Annotated in this window: 24 protein-coding genes and 1 tRNA gene; 16 read left to right on the top strand and 9 right to left on the bottom strand. The window is 44.4% G+C overall.

Annotated elements, in window-relative coordinates; genetic code table 11:
- Positions 1-210: 210 nt before the first annotated feature.
- The 4 genes from IV64_RS14250 to IV64_RS02040 all read left to right on the top strand — a co-directional run bounded on the left by IV64_RS14250 (position 211) and on the right by IV64_RS02040 (position 3,538).
- Positions 211-354 carry a hypothetical protein gene (locus IV64_RS14250; protein WP_157060981.1) on the top strand — a complete coding sequence of 48 codons (144 nt, stop codon included), beginning with the start codon at positions 211-213 and terminating at the stop codon, positions 352-354.
- 132 nt (positions 355-486) lie between these two features.
- A complete protein-coding gene (locus IV64_RS02050) occupies positions 487-1,020 on the top strand; it encodes a flavodoxin family protein (RefSeq protein ID WP_057705513.1) in 534 nt (177 codons plus the stop codon).
- Between the two features lie 83 nt (positions 1,021-1,103).
- Positions 1,104-2,309 carry an MFS transporter gene (locus IV64_RS14005; RefSeq protein WP_157060980.1) on the top strand — a complete coding sequence of 402 codons (1,206 nt, stop codon included), beginning with the start codon at positions 1,104-1,106 and terminating at the stop codon, positions 2,307-2,309.
- A 2-nt stretch (positions 2,310-2,311) separates the two neighbouring features.
- Positions 2,312-3,538, top strand: a complete 1,227-nt coding sequence (locus IV64_RS02040; protein ID WP_057705512.1) for an ATP-grasp domain-containing protein — start codon at positions 2,312-2,314, stop codon at positions 3,536-3,538.
- A 592-nt stretch (positions 3,539-4,130) separates the two neighbouring features.
- Here IV64_RS02040 and IV64_RS02035 read toward each other — a convergent pair.
- Positions 4,131-4,203: transfer RNA gene (locus IV64_RS02035), tRNA-Ala, on the bottom strand.
- Between the two features lie 55 nt (positions 4,204-4,258).
- Positions 4,259-4,630 (bottom strand): hypothetical protein, encoded by a 372-nt coding sequence (locus IV64_RS02030; protein WP_057705511.1) that lies wholly within the window; start codon positions 4,628-4,630, stop codon positions 4,259-4,261.
- A gap of 114 nt (positions 4,631-4,744) precedes the next feature.
- Between IV64_RS02030 and IV64_RS02025 the strand changes: the two genes are divergently transcribed.
- Complete coding sequence (locus IV64_RS02025) at positions 4,745-5,071, top strand: hypothetical protein (RefSeq protein ID WP_057705510.1); 327 nt, start codon at positions 4,745-4,747, stop codon at positions 5,069-5,071.
- Positions 5,072-5,405: 334 nt separating this feature from the next.
- Positions 5,406-6,395: a C40 family peptidase gene (locus IV64_RS02020; RefSeq protein WP_057705509.1), complete on the top strand. Its 990-nt coding sequence runs from the start codon at positions 5,406-5,408 to the stop codon at positions 6,393-6,395.
- 108 nt (positions 6,396-6,503) lie between these two features.
- On the opposite strand, the gene IV64_RS02015 is transcribed toward IV64_RS02020, so the two are convergent.
- Positions 6,504-6,701 carry an LBP_cg2779 family protein gene (locus IV64_RS02015; protein ID WP_057705508.1) on the bottom strand — a complete coding sequence of 66 codons (198 nt, stop codon included), beginning with the start codon at positions 6,699-6,701 and terminating at the stop codon, positions 6,504-6,506.
- A 120-nt stretch (positions 6,702-6,821) separates the two neighbouring features.
- Positions 6,822-8,471 (bottom strand): phosphoenolpyruvate carboxykinase (ATP), encoded by a 1,650-nt coding sequence (locus IV64_RS02010; RefSeq protein ID WP_057705507.1) that lies wholly within the window; start codon positions 8,469-8,471, stop codon positions 6,822-6,824.
- A 377-nt stretch (positions 8,472-8,848) separates the two neighbouring features.
- Here IV64_RS02010 and IV64_RS02005 point away from each other — a divergent pair, with 377 nt between their 5' ends.
- The 3 genes from IV64_RS02005 to IV64_RS01995 all read left to right on the top strand — a co-directional run bounded on the left by IV64_RS02005 (position 8,849) and on the right by IV64_RS01995 (position 11,483).
- The gene (locus tag IV64_RS02005; RefSeq protein ID WP_057705506.1) at positions 8,849-9,517 is read left to right on the top strand and encodes a TetR family transcriptional regulator; all 669 of its coding nucleotides are present in this window, start codon (positions 8,849-8,851) and stop codon (positions 9,515-9,517) included.
- Between the two features lie 170 nt (positions 9,518-9,687).
- Positions 9,688-10,185, top strand: coding sequence for a MarR family winged helix-turn-helix transcriptional regulator (locus IV64_RS02000; protein WP_057705505.1), 498 nt, complete (start codon positions 9,688-9,690; stop codon positions 10,183-10,185).
- A gap of 176 nt (positions 10,186-10,361) precedes the next feature.
- On the top strand, positions 10,362-11,483 hold the full coding sequence (locus IV64_RS01995; protein ID WP_057705504.1) for a DUF4767 domain-containing protein: 1,122 nt from the start codon (positions 10,362-10,364) through the stop codon (positions 11,481-11,483).
- Between the two features lie 157 nt (positions 11,484-11,640).
- On the opposite strand, the gene IV64_RS01990 is transcribed toward IV64_RS01995, so the two are convergent.
- Positions 11,641-12,159 (bottom strand): hypothetical protein, encoded by a 519-nt coding sequence (locus IV64_RS01990; RefSeq protein ID WP_057705503.1) that lies wholly within the window; start codon positions 12,157-12,159, stop codon positions 11,641-11,643.
- A gap of 141 nt (positions 12,160-12,300) precedes the next feature.
- Between IV64_RS01990 and IV64_RS01985 the strand changes: the two genes are divergently transcribed.
- Positions 12,301-12,834 carry a TetR/AcrR family transcriptional regulator gene (locus IV64_RS01985; protein WP_057705502.1) on the top strand — a complete coding sequence of 178 codons (534 nt, stop codon included), beginning with the start codon at positions 12,301-12,303 and terminating at the stop codon, positions 12,832-12,834.
- Between the two features lie 329 nt (positions 12,835-13,163).
- Here IV64_RS01985 and IV64_RS01980 read toward each other — a convergent pair whose 3' ends face one another.
- Entirely contained in the window at positions 13,164-14,135 is a 972-nt protein-coding gene (locus IV64_RS01980) for a DUF1002 domain-containing protein (protein ID WP_057705501.1), read from the bottom strand.
- A gap of 178 nt (positions 14,136-14,313) precedes the next feature.
- On the opposite strand from IV64_RS01980, the gene IV64_RS01975 reads away from it, so the two are divergent.
- From IV64_RS01975 to IV64_RS01960, 4 genes are all read left to right on the top strand, one after another.
- On the top strand, positions 14,314-14,637 hold the full coding sequence (locus tag IV64_RS01975) for a hypothetical protein (RefSeq protein WP_057705500.1): 324 nt from the start codon (positions 14,314-14,316) through the stop codon (positions 14,635-14,637).
- Positions 14,638-14,655: 18 nt separating this feature from the next.
- Positions 14,656-15,225 carry a TetR/AcrR family transcriptional regulator gene (locus IV64_RS01970; RefSeq protein WP_057705499.1) on the top strand — a complete coding sequence of 190 codons (570 nt, stop codon included), beginning with the start codon at positions 14,656-14,658 and terminating at the stop codon, positions 15,223-15,225.
- A 2-nt stretch (positions 15,226-15,227) separates the two neighbouring features.
- Entirely contained in the window at positions 15,228-15,746 is a 519-nt protein-coding gene (locus IV64_RS01965; protein WP_057705498.1) for an O-acetyl-ADP-ribose deacetylase, read from the top strand.
- Between the two features lie 144 nt (positions 15,747-15,890).
- Positions 15,891-16,724 carry an undecaprenyl-diphosphate phosphatase gene (locus IV64_RS01960; RefSeq protein ID WP_057705497.1) on the top strand — a complete coding sequence of 278 codons (834 nt, stop codon included), beginning with the start codon at positions 15,891-15,893 and terminating at the stop codon, positions 16,722-16,724.
- 110 nt (positions 16,725-16,834) lie between these two features.
- Here IV64_RS01960 and IV64_RS01955 read toward each other — a convergent pair whose 3' ends face one another.
- Positions 16,835-17,299 carry a threonine/serine exporter family protein gene (locus tag IV64_RS01955; protein WP_057705496.1) on the bottom strand — a complete coding sequence of 155 codons (465 nt, stop codon included), beginning with the start codon at positions 17,297-17,299 and terminating at the stop codon, positions 16,835-16,837.
- 13 nt (positions 17,300-17,312) lie between these two features.
- Complete coding sequence (locus tag IV64_RS01950) at positions 17,313-18,065, bottom strand: threonine/serine exporter family protein (RefSeq protein WP_157060978.1); 753 nt, start codon at positions 18,063-18,065, stop codon at positions 17,313-17,315.
- A gap of 190 nt (positions 18,066-18,255) precedes the next feature.
- On the opposite strand from IV64_RS01950, the gene IV64_RS01945 reads away from it, so the two are divergent.
- Positions 18,256-19,116 carry an aldo/keto reductase gene (locus tag IV64_RS01945; RefSeq protein ID WP_057705495.1) on the top strand — a complete coding sequence of 287 codons (861 nt, stop codon included), beginning with the start codon at positions 18,256-18,258 and terminating at the stop codon, positions 19,114-19,116.
- A 460-nt stretch (positions 19,117-19,576) separates the two neighbouring features.
- On the opposite strand, the gene IV64_RS01940 is transcribed toward IV64_RS01945, so the two are convergent.
- Complete coding sequence (locus IV64_RS01940; RefSeq protein ID WP_057705494.1) at positions 19,577-21,127, bottom strand: bifunctional metallophosphatase/5'-nucleotidase; 1,551 nt, start codon at positions 21,125-21,127, stop codon at positions 19,577-19,579.
- 241 nt (positions 21,128-21,368) lie between these two features.
- Here IV64_RS01940 and IV64_RS01935 point away from each other — a divergent pair, with 241 nt between their 5' ends.
- Positions 21,369-23,975 carry a cation-translocating P-type ATPase gene (locus tag IV64_RS01935; protein WP_057705493.1) on the top strand — a complete coding sequence of 869 codons (2,607 nt, stop codon included), beginning with the start codon at positions 21,369-21,371 and terminating at the stop codon, positions 23,973-23,975.
- The last annotated feature ends 33 nt before the right edge of the window (positions 23,976-24,008 follow it).

Below are 24,008 nucleotides of genomic sequence, written 5' to 3'. Positions count from 1 at the left end.
TAATCATCAGATGAATTATTGTATTTCATCTGACAACCATAAAGGGATTATCGCAAGGCCGCGTTCTTTTCGTAAATTACGAATCAGTTCCCCATGGGTCATTGAAAACACCTCTTTTTGACGATTTGCTTTACATTATAGTACAACATTAAATTTTGACTATAAAATGAACTTGTTAATCGAAATAAAGCCTCAAATGAAGGATTTTTAATGACATTTTACTTGAAAGGATGTCTCTTATCAGATGGCTTTCAGGTTGAAGAAATAGACGGTCACAGCTTTGAAGATATTCGTGAAGTCATTCAACACAAATCAACTACCCATGCGCTAATCACTTTAGCAACTGCAGAGTAAGAGGTATCGATGTGATGGAAGGAGATTCTAAAAGTCCCTATGCCAAAATTGCTAGCGCACAGGCAGGTAAATTAAAGAAGTGGGGTAAATATCAAAACGACAAATATTGTTCTAATTAATTCTTCAACTCGAATGCTATCTAATTCAGAGTATTTAGCGACTAAAGTTTTAGATGGCATAAAATATGATGAAATTTGGTTGGCTGATATGAAGATAGCAGATGTTAAGGATTTTCGCTTTTCAGAGTCATGGCCGCGCCAAAAGGACGATTACTATGTCGTTTTTAAACAATTTAAGCATGCCGACATAGTTGTTTTTTCAACCCCCATTTATTGGTATGGGATTTCTTCATTATTAAAAACCTTTATTGATCGTTGGTCCGAAAGCTTGAAAACAGATCCAGAGTTTCGACAAACAGCTAAGCATAAAAAGATTGTGCTGGTCTTAGTTGGTGGCGATAACCCCAGAGAAAAAGGCCAGATCATTATTGAACAGTTTAAATACATTTGTGAATTTTTAGGTATGGATTTATACGCAACCGTTATTGGTGAAGCTAATCGATCATTGGAAATAAAAATGGATTTAAAAGCATTAGATGATGCCAAAAAAATCAATCAAATCATAAAAGAAGGTGAAGGCGGGACTGGATGTATCCATATCAAGTAAAGAAGCCTTTCGTGATGAATTAGCAACGCTAGCGGTGCATAATTCAAAGGTGGTCGACGTTGAGTATGAAAGGATGAATTCTATTGAATATATCAGTGCTATTGTGTAAAAAAGAATTTCGAAACTTCTTCTTGGCCGACATCATTTCTGGTTTCGGCGTTGGCTTAACAACAGTGGGTGCAAATTGGTATATGCTGCAAGCAACAAATTCAAATAAATTAGTAGGATTATACTTAACGGTTAATGTATTAGCGGGATTCCTGATGTCACCTTTAGCTGGGATATTAACTGATAGATTTTCTAGAAAGTCAGTTATTCTATGGACGTTTTTGGGCCGTGCAATTCCCATGATCGTAATCATTGCAGTCATTGGAATGGTCGGGTTCAATCTGTGGGTAATGTACGGGTTGGCAATTCTAACCGGTGCTGGCTGGATAACTTACATGGCCTCGTCGCGGAGCTATGTACAGGCCATTCTCCCAAAGAAACTACTAGGAACTGCTAACTCTTTTATTGAAGTCTCGTTACAAGTAGGCATGTTTGCGGCTGGCGCAATTTCTGGTCTTATTCTCAATTACACAGGATTTGTGACAATTTTAGTAATCAATGTGGTGATGTTTTTGGTTGCCGTCTTGTTAATAATGTCAATCCAAAGAGATACCTCAGTTCCGACAGATACGAAGCGGTCATCTACAGGATATATAGCGGGTGTTTACTACATTCTGAATCATAAACTAATTCTTAGTATGGGAATTATCTCAATTTTACCGTTAATTGTGACACAATTATTTAATGTGTCTTCACCAGATTATGTTTCAACAATTTTGAAAGCTAACAGTGTCATTTATGGGTTAGCTGATATGGGCTATGGGATTGGCGGACTGGTAGCTGGGTTAATCACAGGCTTGTTAATTCATAAATTTAGTGAAAAACATATTATTGGTGGCTTTTTTATTTTTGCAACAGGCGGATTGATGACGCTGTACTTAACACAGCTTATTCCGCTAACAATCGTTTGTACCTTTATTCTTGGGTTAAGTAATTCATCATTACGGGTTGTGATCAATACAGTATTAATGGAACAGGTCGAACAGCAATATATGGGAAGAGCAACCTCTATTTGGAATGGGATTGCACAACTGATTGAGGCTTTTGCATCAACACTGATGGGAATTGCAAATGATTCTTTTGGTGCAAATATTGGTTTTCTTTGGATGGCAGCCATTATGCTTGTTGGTGCCTTATGGAGCCTTATTATGATGAGTAGAATTAACATGAAAGGAAATTAACTATGAAAAAGCGCGTATTGTTAATTGAACCAAGTTTTTATGGCATAGCTTTTGTCAAATCCGCAAAGAATTTAGGATGTGAAGTCATCTGTGTTGTCAGTAATCCTGATGATCCCAATAAATTTGGATACACTGGGGATTACGATGATTTATTAATTGCTGATGTTTGGAATAGTGAGAGTATTCTTAGAGCGATTCGTGATAGTAAATATCAGAAGTTTGATGCGATAATTCCGGCTACAGATTATGCGACAGCGGTTACCGCCAAAGTTGCTGAAAAGCTTGATATGTTTGGTAATTCTTATTTTGCAGCGAAATGTGCTAGAAATAAGGATCTGGCTAGAATTCAATATGCAAAAAAAGACGTCCCCTCAGCTAAATTTGCTGTTGTTAAGACGATTGAAGAAGCTTTGCATGCAGTTGAAAGAATTGGCTTTCCACTAATTTTAAAGCCTACCAATACGGCTAGTAGCATTGATGTCTTTTACATTGAAAACACGGCGCAATTGCGGCTACGCTTTGACCAAATTACTGAATTAAAACAAAGTTATATGAACTTTAAAGTACGCGATGAATTTATTTTGGAAGAGTTCATGACAGGTCCCGAATTTAGTGTGGAGCTTTTCTTAAATAACGATAAAATTGCCTTTGTTGAAGTGACAGAAAAACAGACAACTAAGCCGCCGTACTTTGTAGAATTAATGCATGTTTTTCCCACAACAGTTGATATAGATCGGAAAAAGGAAATTATTGATACGGCTTATAAGGCCGCGCGTGCACTTGATTTTCATAATGGCCCGACACATGTTGAAATTAAGGTAACCAATACCGGTGCGCGGGTCGTCGAAGTAAATGGTCGCCCGGGTGGAGACAGTATTACCTCTGACTTAATTCAGGATGCATACGGGATTAATATCTTTGAAAAAACAATCGAATTATATTTAAATCAGACCGTTGTAATTGAACCCAGACATCACGATGCCGCTGCTATTAGTTTTTTATTTGCTTCGAACGATGGTAAGTTCAAGTCAATACAAGGATTAGATGACATCGAAAAAACTAAGGGGTTTCAACGCTCAGAATTAGTGGTGCAGCCAGGACAACTAGTTAAACAACCAACAAATTCTGATGATCGTATTGGCTATTACATTTTATCTGGCCCTAACGCTAGTGACTTGAAGAAAACAATTATGGCGTTAAATGATCGAGTTAAAGTCATAACTGAATAGTTTAGGTATGGTGCGCATTCTCTCGGTAAGAAGTGGGGATGCTTTTTGCCATTCTCTGCAGTTTGCGTGGTCGCGCTATTTTGTTCTAGCACCTGCGTTGAGGCAACTGTCGTGGAATATAAAAGTCAGGGTATCCCGCAGTAGGAATGGCTACGGGACTAGGGACTTTTCATTAGGCCATCTCCGTAGTGTCAATAGCGGCGGTAACGGTTTGGCTTTTAAAAATTTCAACCCAGGTCGAGAGCTCGCTATTACTGGTAATGATTGTTGAATGCAGCTCGTATCTCACATAGCGACTGATACACCGGTCCAGAGAACCCTTTTCGTATGCAGTCGTAATAAGAGACCATGACAGTTATTGGTTATACATGATACAGACCCCTAAAGTTTAAAGAAGAGGTTGGTGTCAATGGCATGAAATGAAAAATAGAGAGTGAGCTAATTTCTAGCTCACTCTCTATTCATATCTATCACTATCGATTAATTTAGTTTAGAATTAAATGCCATTAGATGATTCTATATGTGATGTTTCAAAAATAAGAACCTTGTAGCAGCACTTGGATACTTATTATATCCAATGAAACGCACGCAATGGACCCTACCGGATTTGAACCGACGACCTCCTGCATGCGAAGCAGGCGCTCTCCCAACTGAGCTAAGGGCCCGAGTACTATTTTAGTATACCGCAAATCAGCCGTGGTGCAAGCCTTTCCAGGTGAATCAATGGCGACTGGCCCGGTGGTTCGCGTTCCCACGGATCTTATGAACACGCCGTTTAAACTGTGTCTTTTGGCGACTAACAAATTTATAATGTTGCATCTTACCGCCAAAGGTTTTGCCGCTCAAGCGTAATTTTAACCAATCTTGCATGACGGCCATCATTGAATTGATCTGGTCAACGCGTAACTGATCGTGTGACTGATTAGCCAGTGGTAATAGATTTGTTTGTAGTTGGTTAACCAATTTTTGGTGGTACGTGACCAGTTCAGTAGTCAGTGGGGCGTCAACATAGGTGTTGAATAATTTTTGAATTGTTTGTAAGGCATCCTTGATGTCATTTGGTTGATAGTAACGTTCATTATCGTTCGTCAATTTGATTTTCCCTCCAAGCTTGTCTAGTATAGCAGATTTTTATGAATGCAATGGTGCAGCGTGGCTAAATGGAATGAAACTCGTTAAAATAAGGATATTGAAAGGGGTGGCACAATGAGTGAAACGACGGAATTAACAAGTCAGGCCGAAGCAGTTTTAGACGAGGCTTATGAACAGTTTAAGCAAGCACAGTTACAACGGACCGCGGCTGAAGTATTTGCAGATGCGGAAAAGATCTTTGCAGTTCGCGAGATGACAATTGCGACGCGCCAATATTTATTTGATGAGGCCATCGCGGATAAAGTGATCGCACTAGGTGGTCAAGTTTTAAATCATATGTACGACCAAGCAACTCAGACCCAATTTTTGAAACTCAATTTTACGGGTAATGATATTCGCTGGTTACTCGGATTGCCCCGGGCACATCGTCGCCATCGATAAGATTGAAAACGCTTATTTACCGAATAAAGTTATGTTTAATACGATTAACATGATGGAATTTACAGAAAAAACACTGTGAATTCCATTTTTTAATTGAGTTTACTAGTTTTTTTCTCAAGTCATATATTACAAAAAGAAAAAGTCGCCAGGAATACATGTTGATTTAACAAGGTTTTAGGCTGGGAATGTTACGGCAGTCAATTATTGTTAAGGTTCTGTAACCTTCGTAACATATTGTTATTTAGCTGGTATTTGCATGTAACACAAATTGAGTAGTATAGACCTTGGCTTGAAGTACATACGTGACATTCTTTTTGGAGTGATCATTATCAAAGTGAAAGTAAATATTAAACAAGTAATGTTAGGGACGGCTGCTTTAGCTGGTTTGTTGGTAACTAGCCAAGCAGTTGCAAACGCTGATTCCATGACCATTAAGGCTGGGGATACCGTTTGGGCATACTCACAAAAGTACAATGTTTCAGTTAAAAAGATTGCTGAAGAAAATGGCTTAAGCAATCCTAGCTTAATCATTGCTGGTCAAAAGATCGATATTCCTGGTGTTAAGACTGGTTCAACCGTTGCTAAGAAAGCTGCTACTAAGACGACTACTGCTAGTGCAAGCAGTGCAACGTCAACTAGTGCCGCAACTTCAACTAGCAGCCAAGCAACTTCTGCAACTGCCGTTAGCTCATCTGTTACTAGTGCAAGTAGCACGAGCCAAGCAGCTTCAAGCAGTTCCGTTGCAGCTCAATCAAGTAGCACCTCACAAGCTAGTGCAAGCAGTAGTGTTGCTTCAAGCAGCTCCGTTGTTTCACAAGCTAGTTCAAGTGCCGTAACTAGTTCAGCAACTTCAACTAGTTCACAAGCTCCTCAAAGTGCCGCAACTTCACAGAGTTCAGCAGCGTCACAAAGTTCAGTTTCATCACAAGCTGCTCAACCTGCTAAAGCTGCCTCATACGTTGCACCAAAGAAGGTTACGACGCCTGCCCCAGCTGCTAATTACGGTAGTGTCATCGGTGCAGCTAAGACTTTCTTAGGCACACCATACGAACAAATGGACTGCTCTGCATTTACGCAAGCTGCCTTCGCTAAGATTGGTCGTTCAATTGGCCGGACCACTTACGCCCAAGCAACCGTTGGGACTCACGTATCATTTGGTTCAGCTCAAGCCGGCGACTTGGTCTTCTGGGGCTCTGACTCCGCACCTTACCACGTAGGGATTTACTTAGGCGGTGGCCAATACATCGCTTCACCTACTTACGGCGAAACGGTTTCAATCAAGAGCACTGCTTACTACACACCAAGCTTTGCTATCCACATGTAACATTTAAATCGTTAATTAGGGAGTTCGGGATAAAACCCGGGCTCTTTTTGAATACAAACAAACACCCCGCAGTCTAACTGCGGGGTGTTTATGTCTAATGAGTAAAGGTTAAGCTTTAGCCTTACTGTTTATGAATTTCTTCAATAATTGTAGCTCTTCTTGTGTTGGTGTTACTTCACCGGATTTAATGTTGTGAATCCGTTCAACTGATAGTTGACTGCCAAAGGCCAGATCATTATCCGTGAAGTGGTGATCACGTTCAAACGCAATGATCTTTTCTGATAATTGACTTAATGGTAGTTCCATGCTCCTCACCCCGATTGTTAGAATTCGTAAAAGCTCAGTGCTCTGTAACTGATACTTTTATTATAACCTTAATTCATTTAAAACGGGGAATGAATGCCATCCGAGTTATGGTTTTACAGATTATTGAAGCAGTTGCTTGTGCAGTTTCATCAAAACATCTGTGATTTCGTGTGGTAGCTGGTCGTTATTACTATGCTGATATTGATCGACGAAATTAGCCCGGATAGCCAAGCGCGCGGCAACTAATTTACGATAATCGCGATTGTCGTAATCAACGGGGAAATCAGCCAATTTCAAGTTTTGCATGTGGTCTAAACCGGCAAAGGATTCCCACTCAGTACTTTCATTGACGATTGCTTCCAAGGCGCCAAGGGTGATTTCCTTAGGAATCTTTTTATCGCCGAAGAAACCGGTGTTAAGAAGGTAACAATCAAGGTGTTGTTCTTCTAACAGGGCTTTGAAGTCGTGATAGTCTTCAGAAAGCGGGTAGACCCTAAATGGATTGGCGAATGGTTCAATGACTAGGGCGTCACGATCCACGTCGCCGATAATGTTTTCAGCGGTGCTCCGCTTAGTAGCCAAGGTTACCCCGAACGTTGCGGCTAGGACCGGATCGTCCACTTTGATAACGGGAGGCAGGCTGTCGTCCTTCATAATCCAAAAGATGGCGTTAATTGGGGCATTTTCCTTATCAACCCGATTAGTGGAAGCGTAACGGGATTTAATAGTGCGGCCATTCCCGTTGCGGAGATCTTCGGTAACGAGGACTTTGCGGTTATTAGCATCCAGTGTTACCCCAACGTTTTGAACGGTCATGAAATACTTGGTTTCGTTCGAAGTCATCGGATAATCGTTGGTCTTATCAAAGTAAGATGGCTCCAAAGCAACGGAACGACCAGTCTTTCGGTTAATCACGAACGCGTCGTCGTGTAAAACGGTAATGTCGTACTTGTAACCGTGTTTAGCGTGGGTCAGGGTCGATTTACCAGAACCCGACAGCCCGAACATTGCGAAGACTTGGTCCTGTTTGTCTTTAAAGTGGAAGGCTTTTAGGCCACCGTGACAAGAAACGTAGCCGTGGCGGTGGGCAATTGACCAAGCGAGGGTCAACGTTGATTTTTTGAGTTCGCCAAAGTAGGACATGCCCAAAATGGCCGCAGCGTTATGTTTAGGATCGAAGATGGCTAAGCCGTCCGGGTAATCGGGATCGTGGTACGTTGGGTCGGCGTAGATGTAAATGTCGCCTTCAGGATAAGCCACGGAATCAGCAAACATCTTCTTGTAGGCGGCGGTTAACGGCTGAAAGTTCAGCATGTAAGAGAGCAGGTTGTTGGCAAATCCTTCAGGAACGGCTAAGTGTGCCTGAACGATAAAGTCTTCATCGAGGCCGACAAAAACGTCGGTTTTAATAAACTGCTGCTGCCGACTGGCGTAGATGGCTTGGCGCAAACGGCCGGCCATATCCGCTTCGTCAACCCCAGCGTTGCCGAGAATGCGGCGAGCTTGGGCCGTTCGACCAACTACTTTACCGGTGTTGGCGACGAGCATCTTGGCGTCTTCAGGCAGGCCTAAATCAGTTGGCCGATAGATTGGTAAATCGGTTTTGACTGTACCGGGGTCCTGAGTCGCTAGCTTGTAGGCGGTAGCGACGTCGGTAATGTGGGTCATGTTGTTTCCATAGAATGCCGTTTCAACCGTGGAACGAATTTGTGAAAAAATGGGGTTGCTACGGCCAATATCGGCTAGTGGGTATGAATTCTTAGTGCTCATAATAGTGCCTCCCTGTCTCAGTTGATAGATTAATCTTATCACAAATAAGCGGATGTGAAAGCGCTTTATTTATTATTGTAAAAGACATTCGTTATGATCTAAAACCCGAAAAACCCTAAGTAAAAACCAGTTATTGTCCAGTCAAAAATAGAAATTCAAAAGATTGTGCAAAACGAATTATATAATGATTTTATATCAATAATAAATTAAATTTTACGACAGCCCCTAAATAGTGCTTGCGTTGAAAGCTATATTAGTATAGCTTATTTAGTGAACGTAATTATAAGGATCATTTGATTTCTAATAACCAAATCGAAGGTGATTGGGACTTGTTACGGCGGTGATGAGTGCTAATCATGATTGGAGATGTACCATTCATGCCACGAAAACGGAATACGCAGCGGCGGATGGAAATTGTGAACGCTGCATTTCGATTATTTGCCGAGCAAGGCTACGATAATGTTCAGATGAAGGATATTGCAGACGAGTGTGATATCAGTAAATCATTGTTACAACACTATTTCCCTAAGAAAATTGTTTTGCTAAGTACCATGCTGAATGAATTAATGCTTAGTGCATTTGTTTACGGAAATGAGCAGTTGACGGCACTTTCACCTGAACAACGAACCATGATCCAAATGGGATTCTTACTGCGGATGCTAGATGAGAACCCGACCATCGAACATTTTATTAAAGATGTGTTTGAAAGTCCGGAGCTGACGACGGAGATCGTCTTGGTGACCTTGGACTGGCTTGAAGCGATTGGGGTCGACGGTGAGACCTTGACGATTAGATACGCCACCAACTTTGCCGTATCTGGTGGGATGGCCGTGTTCTTTAAGCGTAAGCTTCTTAGAGCTAGTGTCGAGGGGATTGCAGAGAATATTGATCATGCGTTCTACCTATTATTAGGTGAGGACTCGCAAAAGATTAATCAGATCTACTTGAGTACGGCTAAGTATTGTACGGATCGGTACTATCAAGCCTTTATTACCAATTTACACGAACATTCCACGATTAATTTACGTGCTGAAATACAAATTTAATATTAAAAGTAACCTTAAAAACTTGTATTCCTTAAAATATACTAGTACACTTTAAAGCGGGGAAATGATGAACGACGCTTACTAATTTTTTTAGAAAAAGCTATGGGGCGAATTATGAAGAGGTTGCTTGAGTAATAATTCGGTTTTTAGAATGAAAGGGAGACTTGAAAATGAATGACGATATGGAATTTTTTAACCGATTTAGCCACATGTACTTACATGGCTTTAAAAACTTGTCGGATATGTTTGCGGAACCAGCCACAGAACACGGGATTACGTTAGACGAATTTTACATCTTATACGATATTGCAGAAGCTAAGGGTAAAATTCGTTTGATGGATATCGCTGAAAGTCACGGTGTCACTCGGTCAGCTATCTCACGGTTAATTGGCCGTTTGTTACGTAAAGACTACTTATACCAAGAAGCCGAAGATCATGATCGGCGTAATAAAGTATTGAAGTTAACGCCAGAAGGGGCACGGGTTGAACACGAAGTCTTTACTGAACTGTTACAACGTAACCGTGAATGGCGTCAGTCTTTCAATTTAGCTAAGCAGTATCAAACGTTAGACTTAGTTGATGAATTCATGGACAAGTTTGTTAACGAAAACGCCAGCAAACAATCCAAGAAGACGACTTATACAGATATTAAACGCGCAGAAGCGTAATACATTTAAGATGGTTCAGCAATTTTTGTTGCTGGGCCATTTTTTAGGCTAGGGGTGCCTGTGGAAACGCAGTAGTGAACACGGTGACCAGATTAGTGTCAATCAAAATTGAATTGCTAATTTTAAAGTGCTTTAATAAAAATGTAAATCAATCTATTTAAAAGGGGTTCACAAAAATGCGGAAGGGTATCATTATTGTGGTCAGTGTTTTAAGCGGTTTACTGGCGGCTTGCAGCAATCAGGGGAGCAATACGTCGTCACAGCCCAAGTCCAGTTCATCGTCTAAGGTAGCTAAAAGTAAGTCATCGTCCGTTGGCAAGCTGGCCGCTCGACCATCAGTGTCAGACGAGCACAGTACTAGCCAGAAGGGTGGCCTTTGGAACGATGAGAAGAGCCAACAGCTATCTTCCTTCATGGATAGTTGGGGAACGACGATGAAGCAAGAATACGACAGCTACGGTCCGAATAATAACACGGACTTTTACGGGTTGAAGTATCCGGCCCAATTTAAGAAAGATAATTTAATGGCTAATAATCAAGCTGCGACTTTTGCTTGGTCCGATAATGGGAAGGGTCCGGTTGATTACGAAGTTGTGGCGATCTACTCGGACTCAGAGCATGAAAACTCAATGGGCTCACACCTCTACCTGTTTACTTTGCATAAGGGCGAGCCAGTGGTTTTGATTACTGAGCAAAATCAGGGTAACGAAGAAAATAAAGTTTACTTTAAAACCACGGCCAATACGGATTTAGCCGACGGGTTCAGTAAAATTGTGAATGGTCAGTCAGCAACAACTCCAACTAAGAGTCAGAAGACGACAACTAAGGACAGTAGCAGTGATAGTAACAAACCAAAGCCGTACGACATTAGCTCGTCAATGCAGGGGACTTGGTACTCAGTTGATGACAAGGGTAAGATGAACACGACAACGATTACGGCACACACAGTTACAGAATCGTTTGCAGGTGAAAAGCCTTCTACGATTACTTGGTATAACGATAATGGCAGTGACCCCGATGATCGGTCTGATATTCATGGCGACTGGGGCCGAGTTGGTAGCGTGTTTAATCGCGACGGTATCAAGCTGATTGATGTGCGTGGTTGGAATCAGGGCGCTGGTGACGGTACGTATTACGGCGTTAAGCAAGAGACCGTTAATGGCAAGTCAACGGACGTATTAATTAATGCTGGGGGCGCGGAGGTCTTATGCGACATGACATTTTACCGTACAGCGGCGATGGCAAAGCAACAAGGCACTAAAAAGTTTGACAATATTGCCTATTATAAGCCCTACTAAACCTATAATCTAAATAAGTAAGTGGTGTCAATTGCCGGTCTGTGGCGATTGACACCACTTTTTTTGGGGGGCTCAATGCCTTAAAAATAGTGGGATATACTTAAGCTCAAAAAAGGTAGGAATTTTTTTCCAGACTCTTGGTATATTGGGTTAGTGATTAAGAGCGTCGCCGATGACGTCTTTCAGTTGATTGCTGTCGAGCGTTAGCTTTAATTTCATTCGGATAAATTCGGCTCGCTAGCCACCAGACCCAACCACGTTGCACAGCCAAAGTAATTCCAAGGTATAGTAACAATGTTACACTACTACCGGTCCACAATTGATCGACCCCTAAATGAACCCCAATTCCTAGAATCCACCATAAAATAGTTACCCAACTTCCCTGACGCATTACCATCCCATCTTCATTGACCCAGAAATGATAAGACCATGCTCGTAAAAGTGCAAACCCAATTGCACTGACCAGGCTCAGGAGACCAAAAATCAGTCCTTGGACTGGGGTAATCTGCAAATGCTGTTTGGTAAACGCATCACCAACTGACGCTATTCCCAATAGGACGATTAAAATGTAAAAATTTGCTTTAAACCGAATCACCCGGGGTGCAATTTGGCGCCGAATAACAGTGATTAAAAGCCAACCGCCTAAAACTAAGTTCGTAAATGTTAAATTTTCCATTCTATTATCATCCTTACTGTTTCTTCTAAATACACGTTTTTTAGAGTTACTCTTTTCGAAATGAAAAGTGTTATCACTAGTTTATAAAGTAGGCTACACTTATGCTAGCTTTGGGTTACAAAAAAGGAGATATTGTTACCAATGAGTCCACAAGAAAAAAAGCAACAAAATTTAAAAGCAATCTATCAGGCCCTATTACAATTAATGTCTCAAAAACCCATGATAAGTATTTCAATTACTGAACTTTGTCAAAATGCGAACGTTTCGCGAACCTATTTTTATCGTCATTATCAAAACTTTGATCAAATTATTTTAGCCGCTCAAGCGCAAGCGATGCTGCATTATTTGCGTCGTCTGCCTAGTAGTACGGTTCAAGTTGACTTGGCTACTTTAATGACTCACTATTTTAAACTGACCAAAACTGGCGTGAAGACTTATCAGTTGCTGATTAAAAATAATAAAATAAATATCTTGTTGCAAACTTTTCAAACTGTTTTTCAATTACTACTTAAACAAAAACGTCTCGACAACCACAGTTCAAAATTAGCCGAACCATATTACCTAGACTTCTTTTCTGGTGCCGTCGTTAACATGTCCATTCGTTGGGTTAATGATGGTTTGATTGAATCACCGGAATACTTAGGTCAACAGGTTGCTAAGTTTGTCCATTCTTAAAGTCTATTTGGTGAATCTAGAAATAAGTTCAGCAGCGTATTTAATGGGGATATCTTTTAGTGCTGCGTCCCAACTAAGGCTGTCCGGTTATTTATTAAGTTTGCACGAATTTCACCGGTGTTTGTGTCTTGAAGATTTTGACCTTATCGGCAGGAATTAAGTCGTTAACTTGCCGGAATTTTGTTGGTAAGATAATCTGACTGTTACTTGTTACTATGGATTGATACAGTTAAGATGTGCATGAACAGAAAAATAGACGTCCAGCCAAATTTTGGTTAGACGTCTGTTTTCAAGAGTTAGTTAAGTTACAGCCCTTTATTAAGAATCAATTATCCAAAAATGGATTTAAAAATCGAACTGAAGAAGTTCATAATTGCGTCCCAAATCTTTTGGAGTAAATTTTGATTTTCTTTGGTATTAAGCTTATTGAAAACACCCTTAGCGTTAGACTGGATATTTTTCATGAGGGAGCTTGCTTGGTTCTTAAAACTAGATGAATCTAGCGCGCCCGAGTCTCTGACCTTAACTAGTAAGTTAATGATTTGAGTCTTCTGATTGTTAGTAATGACATTAGTTAAGTTATTATTGGTGATTTGTTGGTTAACAATCGTTGTAATTTCGTTTTTGGTGACATTGCTACCTTTTTTAGCCATTTCTTGCTTAGCGCCAGCCACCGCATTGTTTAACTGTGCATCGGTGTAGCCGTCTTTGTTCTTATTATCCTTAGTAATTCCACTCAGTGTCCCCAATTCGTCTTGGGCGGCACTGACTTGTTTAGCGTTTAAACTATTACCGTTCTTAGCGTAAGCGGCGTAAATCCCGGCAAGGGCACCCGAGCCATCAATCGGCGTAGCGGACGTGATGTAAATGTTGGCATCCGCAATCCCCGCGGTTAACGCCGCGTTTTTATATTGATCAGCCGTAATGGTCGTGATATTGTTACTCCCATTATAGTCGAGAATTTTAACGTTGATCCCCGAACCGGAACTGGTCTTTTCAATCATCGCACTGGACCAAACGCCCGAACTACTCGTGAAACTTTCACCGGCTGGGTTCAAGTATTTGACCAAGGTGTCCCCGTTGACGGTTAAAGTTTGGTAGTTGTCGGCATTACTTAAAGCACTTGTTAACGTCTTGATGGTGCCTGACTTTTGACTGCTGGTTAGGCTACTTCCCAGTGTGACAATCGGTTCATCGCTGGTATCGTCGGCGTGCGCCATGGCCTGCCAGCTGCCTAAACTAAATACTAGGGTGGCGAGCAACGCGACCCATTTAAAGTTAAAACTAATTCGTTTCGCCATGATAATTTCCTCCGCATCTTAACTAATGCGCCTTAATTATAGCAGATTCACCCAATGTCTTTTGAGTCGGGCAACGAAATTTGAGAGACTTCTAACCTTTTTAAGTTATCTTTATCATTTGCGAGTGGTGGGTGGGTTCGCTATACTCGGATTAAAAGGGATGAAGAGGGGTTTAATAATGACCAATAATCGCGTAATTAATAGTTTGAGCTACCTGAGTATTATCTTTTTACCCGTTTTGTTTCCACTAATCGTGTGGTTACTGACGGGGAATAATCCGGATGCACACCGGGCTGCGGGCAAAGCATTCTGGCTGCATTTATTACCGGTAGTAATGGGTATCATCTTTGTGATTATTCTCGGTGTGACGGGGATGGTCATGAATAACTTTGTTAATAGCGGGTGGCTAGCCGTTGTCTTAATGGCGGTCCTAGCCATTGTTGCGTTAGGCAGTTACTTATGGTCAATCGTACGTGGAATTCAGTATTTAATTGCAGACTAAGTGATTGGGGGAATTTGAATGGCATCAGTAGAAACGACCGCTAAAACGGCGATGATGGTTCAATTTTGGCAAGCGGGTTACGGTCAAACGACGGTCGCCGATTTGGTGACGGCAAGTGGGTTATCGCGCTCGCAATTTTACCGACAGTATCATAGTAAGGCGGTGGCGTTACGCCAGTGCTTAAAGTTATACCAAACGACTCTGGATGCGCAACTCACGCAGTTGATCGAACGGGACCGTGCGCGCCAGACGCCATTATTTGCCGTGTTAGCGGACTGTTTACTGATGCCTTTTCAAAGTGATCAGTGGCCAACAGGTTGTCTGATGGTTAATCTAATGGCCGAAGTGGGCGCCCGGGATGCGGTTGTGGCGGCACAACTCCAAACGGTTTATACGAATCTGCAATCGCGTTTGGCCGGTCTATTGATACCACGGGCCAGCCAATTGCCAGCGACGACGGCTGAGGTAGCGGCAAGTTTAATGCAAGTTCGGAGTGGCCTCCAGCTGTTAGCTAAACAAAATCCAGGGGCTGCTCAACTGAAGCGCCAGGCGCAAATGAGCGTCCGGCTGATTTTAGGGGAGGCATAGGCATGGTGACGATTAAAATTGTTCGTGGCGACATTACTAAAGTCGTGGTGGATGCCATCGTTAACGCAGCGAATACGAGTTTGTTAGGTGGCGGCGGTGTGGACGGTGCCATTCATCGCGCAGCTGGGCCCAAGCTACTTGCGGCTTGCCGGGCCCTCCACGGCTGTGAAACGGGTGAAGCTAAGCTGACGAAGGGCTACCAGTTGCCCGCCAAATACGTGGTCCATACGCCCGGTCCCATTTGGCGGGGCGGTCAGCATAACGAGGTAGCGCTGTTAGCCAATAGCTACCGGAACAGCTTGAATGTCGCGGCTGCGCAAGGGTGTCAAACGGTGGCATTCCCATCGATCAGCACCGGAGTTTATCGGTTTCCACTAGCGATTGCGGCGCCCTTAGCCTTACAAACGTTGCAGCAGACGGCCGCAAGCACTGCAAAAAGTGTTACGTTGATTGAGATTGTTTGTTTTGACGACCAAACTCAAGACGCCTTTGAATCAGCGTTGGCAGCGCTAACTAAGTAATCTTTACGAAAAAGATACCCTTGAATGCTATTATCTCGGATAGTCGCTTGCTATAATGTGAATAAGCTGACAGTCAAAATGGCTGCCAATTTAATCTGCGCGGTTTTTAGTGAACCGGGCCTTTAAAAAGAAAGGAATTCGCTTGTGTTAGATATTTTTAAAGCGGTAATCTTGGGGATTGTTGAAGGGATTACTGAATTCTTACCAATTAGTTCGACGGGTCACTTGGTGTTAGTTGATGAATTCATCAAAATGCAACAGTCCACGCAATTTACGGACATGTTCAACGTGGTGATTCAATTAGGGGCCATCATGGCGGTCGTCGTCTTGTACTTCCATAAGTTGAACCCGTTGTCACCGCGTAAAGATCGTACCGAAAAGCGCGATACGTGGGTGCTGTGGAGTAAAGTGATCCTTGCCGTGATTCCATCGGTGATCGTTGGGTTACCATTGAATGACTGGATGGATGAACATTTAATGAACTGGGGCGTGGTTTCCGCTGCCTTGATCGTTTATGGGATTCTCTTCATCGTGATTGAAAACCATAACAAGGCGTTAACACCACGGTTCGCTGACTTGAAGACGTTACCTTATACGACAGCTTTATTCATTGGGTGTTTCCAGCTCTTATCATTGGTACCAGGGACGTCCCGTTCTGGGGCAACCATTTTAGGGGCCATCTTGATTGGAACGTCACGGTACGTTGCGACTGAATTCTCCTTTTTCATGGCGATTCCAACGATGTTTGGGGCGTCACTCTTGAAGTTAGTGAAATTCTTCGCCCACGGTGGTTCCTTAGCTGGCCTGCAAGGCGTTGTCTTAGCCGTTGGGGTCATCGTTTCCTTCGTTGTGGCCTACTTAGCCATTCGCTTCTTGCTGGATTACATCAAGAAGAACGACTTCAAGATTTTCGGTTGGTACCGAATCGTCCTTGGGGTAGTTGTGATTGCTTACTTTGCAGTAAAGACTTTGATGTAGCATTAATATTTTCAAAATAACGATTAACTAAAGAATCCCGTGAATGAACAACCTAAATTGGTTGCTTATTCACGGGATTTTTTAGTCTAGACTATTTGATTTTATTGAGTTTAATGAATGAGCCGCCACGTCACTCGGTTGATAAATTCAGCGATTAAGAAGCCAATCGCAATAACGCCGGCGATGATGACGACCTGTGCGAGGTACTCCGAGGCAACGTGGGGGTGACCAGTCACGAGGTTACGGACGACCCGGTAAGACTGTCCTCCGGGAACCAACGGAACGAGGCTAGGAATGTTGAAAATAATCATGGGCATGTGCTTATAATGTGCTGCTAACCCGCTAGCAACCCCGATAACCACCGCAGCAATCAGATTACCGACGGCTAGTTTGACGTTGATACTGGTTGGTAATAAGAAATACAAAAATTCGTAGGTCAACCAACCCGCAGCGCCGACCCAACCACTGAGATTGAGGGCGCGCCGGGGGATGTTCAAGAGAACGCCGAAGCCGGCCGTTGCGAAGTAGGCCAAGACGAGTTGGAGGATCCCAGTTGTTAAAATCCAGTGTCCCAAAATGAGTTCCCTCCTAATAGAAAAATGACGTCAGGGCAATACCGACCCCGATGGCGCATGCGGATAAAATTGCTTCAATGGCACGGGCGGGGCCACTTAGTAAGTTGCCCGTCATCGTGTCACGGACAGCGTTGGTAATTGCGACACCGGGGACTAATGGCATAACTGCACCAATAATAATGGCGTCGGGATGGTAGCTGCCAGGGGCGACGTGTTCACCAATCAACGTAATTAGGCCAATAATTAACGCGCCCATAAATTCACTTAAGAAGCGAATTGAGCCGAGTCGGTTGACCCAATAATAGGTGGAAAAGCCGAGGGTGCCGGCGAGGGCGCACGTCACTAAATCAGCCGGGGTAGCGTGGCCGGTAAAGGCGACCATTAGTGGAACGCTAACGACTGCTGAAGCAATTAATAACCAGCTGAAAGGGAACGTGGGTACGGCTTGATTGACTTGGTCTAACTGGGTTGCAAATTGTGTTAAGTCGATATCGTGGGCGGCAAATCGGCGTGACAAAGTGTTGACCTGGTCCACCTTTTCAAGGTCCATTCCCCGACGATGAATGGCCCGCACTTGGCTGGTCGCCGCTTCCGGTAAGGAGACTGTAATACCGGTCAGTAGGACAAAGATTTGAGCGTCGGGGTACCCAGCATTGGTTGCGATGCGTTGCATGGTATCTTCCACCCGTTCAATTTCGGCACCATTTTCGAGTAAAATGGCACCTGCCAGCAGTGTGGCTTGCAACATCACGTTTGTTTGTTCCACAATATGCAGCCTCCCCAATAAATAAAGTGTTGTTCAATTAGATAAAACTATTTTCTCACGAAATCGAATCATCGTCACTAATATTAGAACAGATTGTTTGACGGCGCCCCCTAGTTTCAGGGTAGAATTAACCTAATGAAGCACTGAAAACGCATCGTTGTTTTTAGCGCTATTCTTAGGAGGCACTTTGATGACTGCTTTAACAAAACTCACCGATACGTATAGTTTAAATAACGGAACAAAGATTCCCATTGTTGGCTTTGGAACTTGGCAAACGCCCGATGGTCAAGTTGCATACGATTCCGTGCTGGCTGCTTTAAAGGCCGGTTACCGGCACATTGATACGGCCGCAGCCTATGGTAACGAAGACAGCGTTGGTAAGGCTATCGCCGATAGTGGCGTTGCCCGTGAAGACCTATTCGTCACGACTAAACTTTGGAATGCGGACCACGGTTACGAAGCTGCCAAGGCAGCTTTGGAAACCTCTTTGAAGAAGTTAGGGTTAGACTACGTGGACTTATACTTGATTCACTGGCCAAATCCAGCTGCCATGCGTGACAATTGGGAACAATTAAACGCGGACACTTGGCGGGCTATGGAAGAAGCTTACGCTGATCGCAAAGCACGTGCAATTGGTGTTTCTAACTTCCGGCCAAAGCACTTGGATGCCTTGCTAAAGACGGCTAAAGTGATTCCCGCAGTTAACCAAATCTTCTTGAACCCTAGTGATACGGAAGACGAAGTGGTTGCTTATAACCGTGAACACGGAATTTTATCCGAAGCTTACAGTCCACTTGGCACTGGGAAGATCTTTGGTATTCCAGAGTTGAAGACAATTGCTGATAAGTACCATAAGAGTGTTGCACAGGTCGTTTTACGCTGGTCCTTACAACACGGCTTCTTGCCATTGCCAAAATCAGTACATGCTGATCGCATTGCGCAAAATACAGAATTGTTTGACTTCGAGTTAACCGATGCTGATATGAAGACAATCGACGGGATGCACGGCGTCGCTGGTTTGGCCAATGATCCAGATAAGGTAGATTTCTAATTTTTAAAAGTAACTGACTAGTGATAAACACTGATCTAATCAAAAAGGGACTAATTTTGAGTTTGATGAATCCATCAGACTTAAAATTAGTCCCTTTAGTTTTAACATTAATGGCCGCTTCGGTGAGCAAAGCCGGTGTGCTGTGGGGTCGGTCACAGCCATGGTTCGGTCTGTGACCTCGATTCAGAGCTGACAGCCCACGTCTCTGAATCGCCCCGCAACATCAGCCAGCTAAGAAGCGCTGCCTGATGTTGCCGACACTGCACACCAATTTTGCCCACCTTCGCTAAGATCTTTTTCTATTGTGGATGATTTAAAATTAGTTGAATACTAAGAGGTTGTCACTGATAGTATCTGTCGTGAAGGTGGCTTTTGACCGGTGAACTTCCGGTCTTAGGCCACGACCGCATACCATCAGTGACGACCCGACTTAGTTTATCAATAAACCACCATTTAAGAATTAGTACTTAACGTTAAAGTTGGTCGGCTGGTTTGCCGTCACAACCGGATGTTCAGCGAAATAGTCTGCGATTAATACCGTCATGTCGGTCGGCAACTGGTGATCAATTTTAGCCGTCCCATACATCGGATAGTTTCCCCCACCACCAGCGCGGTAGTGATTTAACGTGACGGTTAGTGGTTGGTCATCCGTGACGGGTTGACCGTGATAGTCTAACCGAACGAGTCGTTGTCCGATGGGCTTAGTTAAATCGAAAGTATAGTCGATGCCACTGTAAATGTCGTAGACGTAGTGTCGTAATTTAGGCTTTAAAAATTCAGGATTAACGATGACCCGGCCATTTTTCAATAGAAAATAACTGGCACAGCGTTCAAGCGCGCGCTTCAAGTCAGCACCCGTAATCTTTTCAACGGCAAGTTTATTTGGATAAACGTAACTGTTCATGACTTCACGCATGGTCACGTGTTGTCGTAACCCGGGAACGTCATCGTTAAAAAGGGCGGTGGCCGCTATGTCGGTTCCGGTGGCGGCCATCTCGACGCGGTTGATAAAGTCGATGTACGGGTGATTATGCAAGCGGGCATCTAAGTGATTATGTACCAGCATATCGCCGTTAATTTGCCCTAGTGGCGTGTCTAACCAATCTTCCATTCGTTCGTTAATTGGTGAAACAAGTGTCATTAGGTCAGCGTTCGGTTGGGTCTCTTTGACACTGATAACGTTAGGTTTGCGCCGAATAATTTGGCGTTGGTCATCGACGTCTAAGGTAATCACGCCGACGTTAGCCCCCTTCATTCCTGGTTGGGTGACTGGGACGCCGTTGATTGTCACGGCCAGTTTGCGGTGTTGGTGTCCCGTGATCATGGCATCGATTCCGGGCACTTCTGCTAGCAAAGCTGAGCCCCGGTTTTCACCGTTGAGTCGTTCCGTGGGGGCGTTCGTTTGGGGATCGCGTTCCAAGCCACCGTGGTAAGCCACGACGACAACGTCTGCGAGTTCGTGCAGTTTTGGAACCCACCGTTTTGCACATTCGACGACGTCTTCAAAGTGTAGTCCGGCAATGTTTTTAGGCTGTTCCCACCGACTGACGAACTGAGTGGTTAGCCCTAAAATGGCAACCTTGACACCCGACCGTTCGAGAATGGTGTAGGGTTGTGAAAATAACGTTCGTTGCTGATCATCGTGAATGTTAGCGGTCAGCATGGGGTAATGACGACTGGATTCACACAGGTCGAGGTAATCAAGCCCGTAGTTGAATTCGTGGTTACCGAGAACCCCAGCAGCGACGTGGTTACAATTCGCCAACTGCGAGTATAGTGGGGCGAGAGCCCGGTGTCGCCGTGCGATAAAGTAAGTTAGCGGTGAGCCCTGAACGTAATCACCGTTGTCGATAACGATTGGCCACACTTGGTCGTCGTCTTGCTGGGTCAGTTGCGCAATTAAAGTGGCAGCCCGACTGAGACTGAAGGGCGCGACGTGATCGCGCCGACTATAATCCGTCGGTGCGAGATAACCGTGCACGTCACTTGTTGAGATTAATTTAATTTGCATGCACCCGGGCCTCCAATTAGTATTTGATTACTATTATAACAATATTCATCACATTTAACTTATTTCTGAACGTAAACCATAGAATTTTTCCTAGAAAATGACTTGCTAGCTGGTTTGCCTGCGCGCCACGGGTGTACGGATTCAAATATTATTCATAGTTTGGGCGCAGATTGGGTAAATGTATCCGTTATCATAAGGTGATGGATATTGTAACGATAATCGAATTACGGAGGAGTATGCTATGAATTTTGACAAGAAGACGTTCAAACAGACCCCCGATTCCGGTTTAACAACCGCGGAAATCGCGTCACGGACGACTCAATTCGGATCTAACGAATTGGTTGCCGCACGACCGGTTCCACTGTGGCGTAAAATTTGGCAACATATGAGTGACGTGTCTTCACTAGTGTTACTCTTTGCAGTTGGGCTGGCGACCTATTTAGCCCTTGCCCAAAATGGTGGGTGGACGAAAACCATTGTCATTGGCGCCATTTTAGTGATTAACGTCGCGATTGGTTTGTACCAGGAAGCCTCCGCGGAGAAGTCCTTGGCCGCGTTAAAATCAATGAGTCTCCCGACTGCTAACGTTCGACGAAACGGGACGATTCAGACGATTGCCGCTACCGAAATTGTGCCAGGTGACTTAGTGGTACTAAAAGCTGGGGACCAAGTGCCTGCTGATGCACTCGTTTTAACGGGGACAAACTTAGCGATTGATGAAGCCGTCTTGACCGGTGAAAGCGTCCCGGTTGAAAAGGTTGCTTACGCTGCTGATGAAGTTACTGAAGAACAACAAGTATACGCTGGGACCGCTGTGACTGCCGGAACGGGCTTAATTCAAGTCCTGACTACCGGAATGAGCACTGAATTAGGCCAAATTGCGGGGCTGTTAAATAAGACTAAACAACGGGCAACACCACTTCAAGGCCGGTTAAACCGGCTATCAAGCTGGCTAACTACTTTTGCCGTTTTAGGTGGTGCGATTATTTTTGCCCTCAGTGTCTGGGTTCAAAATCAAGGAATTGGTGACAGCTTAATGATTGGCGTGTCGTTAGCGGTCGCGGCCGTTCCCGAAACCTTGCCGATCATTGTGACAATCAGCCTCTCACACGGTGTGCGGCGGATGGCTGACCGCAACGCCATCATGCGGCGGGTCAGCGCGGTGGAAACCATCGGTAGTGTGGATGTGATTGCTTCGGATAAAACCGGCACACTGACCCAAAATCAAATGACGATTACGAAGTATTGGACACCTAAAAGTGGGACCGCAACGGCGAGTGACCTGCTTTCACCGGCTGGAACGACGTTAATGAAGTACTTGGGGTTAGCGACGAATGCCGAAATCACGCAGGTCGATGGTGAAGAACAGGCCATCGGGGATGCGACTGAGTTAGCCGCAGTTCGCTGGTTGGCGGCGCACCAAATGACGCGCCAGACGTTAGAAGCTGAGACCCCGCGACTTTCAGAGGACCCGTTTGACTCGACTAAAAAGATGATGACGACGGTTCACCAGTTAGCGGATGACCGCCAACTGGTCATTGTAAAGGGGGCGTGGGACCGGCTTCCATTTAAAGCAGGTACGCCCGGATTACGGGCCGGCCAACAAGCCCACGATGCCTTTGGCCGTGACGCGTTACGGGTCTTAGCGGTCGGTTATAAGATTGTGCCAAGCACGGTGGCAAGCGATGATTGGGATAACCTGAATCGGGACTTAGACTTAGCGGGACTCGTTGGGTTGATTGATCCGCCGCGTCCCGAAGTCATCCCCGCTATTCAAGCTGCGAAGCAGGCTGGCATTATGCCGGTCATGATTACGGGGGACCATTTAGTGACGGCCAGTGCCATCGCAGAAGAAATTGGCATTTTAACGGCGCCGTTTAAGGCTATCAGCGGGGAACAGCTACGGGCCCTTTCAGATGATGAATTGCGGGCGCAAATTGACCAGATTGCCGTGTACGCACGGGTGTCACCAAGCGACAAGATTCGCATCGTCCAAGCGTGGCAAAGTCTTGGCAAGACCGTGGCGATGACCGGGGATGGCGTTAATGACGCGCCGGCGCTGAAAGCCGCCGACGTCGGGATTGCCATGGGGATTACCGGGACGGAAGTTTCTAAAGAAGCGGCCGACATGGTCTTGACTGATGATAATTTTGCAACCATTATTGCGGCCGTTAAAGAAGGGCGCACGGTCTATCAAAACATCATCAAAGCCGTTGAGTTCTTGGTTGGGGTTAACTTTGCCCAAATCTTCTTGATGGTCGGGGCTGTCCTGTTTGGTTGGGGTGCGCCGCTACTAGCGGAACAGTTGCTAATTGTTAACGTGTTAGCTGATGGAATTCCGGGCTTCTTTATCAGTCAGGAACCGGGCGAACCGTTGGCCATGCAACAGCCACCGGTGGCAAATGATGAAAGCATCTTAGCGCGTGGCTTAGGGTCACGATTAGCTGTCCGGGCCGTAACGTTTACGATTTTAACGTTAGGCATTTACGCCATTGGCCGGTTTGGCTTAGCCGCTAACCAAGCGTCAATTGGGATGACGATGGTCTTCTTAGTGTTAGCACTCGGGTCAATGATTGATATTTACGCGATTAAAGATCGCCGGCCAATGAGCTGGGCAACGTTCAAACGTAACCCACTATTGAATCGGGGACTAGTCGTAGGAATCTTAGTGATACTGGCCATCGCCGTTGTGCCACCGCTGCGGCAGTTCTTCAGCCTCGCAGTGCTTCCATGGTCTGCTTGGGTGATTGCGCTAACTGGTGTCTTCATCCCAACCATTGTCTTGGAAATTAATAAACGGTGGCAACAACGTCGGCAACGAGCCGCACAATTGGAAGTCGTTGAATAGATTAGCATGCAAAAAGGGTATCTCAGAAATGAG

It is taken from the genome of Lactiplantibacillus xiangfangensis, assembly GCF_001438845.1.
Lineage (GTDB): Bacteria > Bacillota > Bacilli > Lactobacillales > Lactobacillaceae > Lactiplantibacillus > Lactiplantibacillus xiangfangensis.
This window is presented reverse-complemented; position numbering and strand designations above follow the sequence as displayed.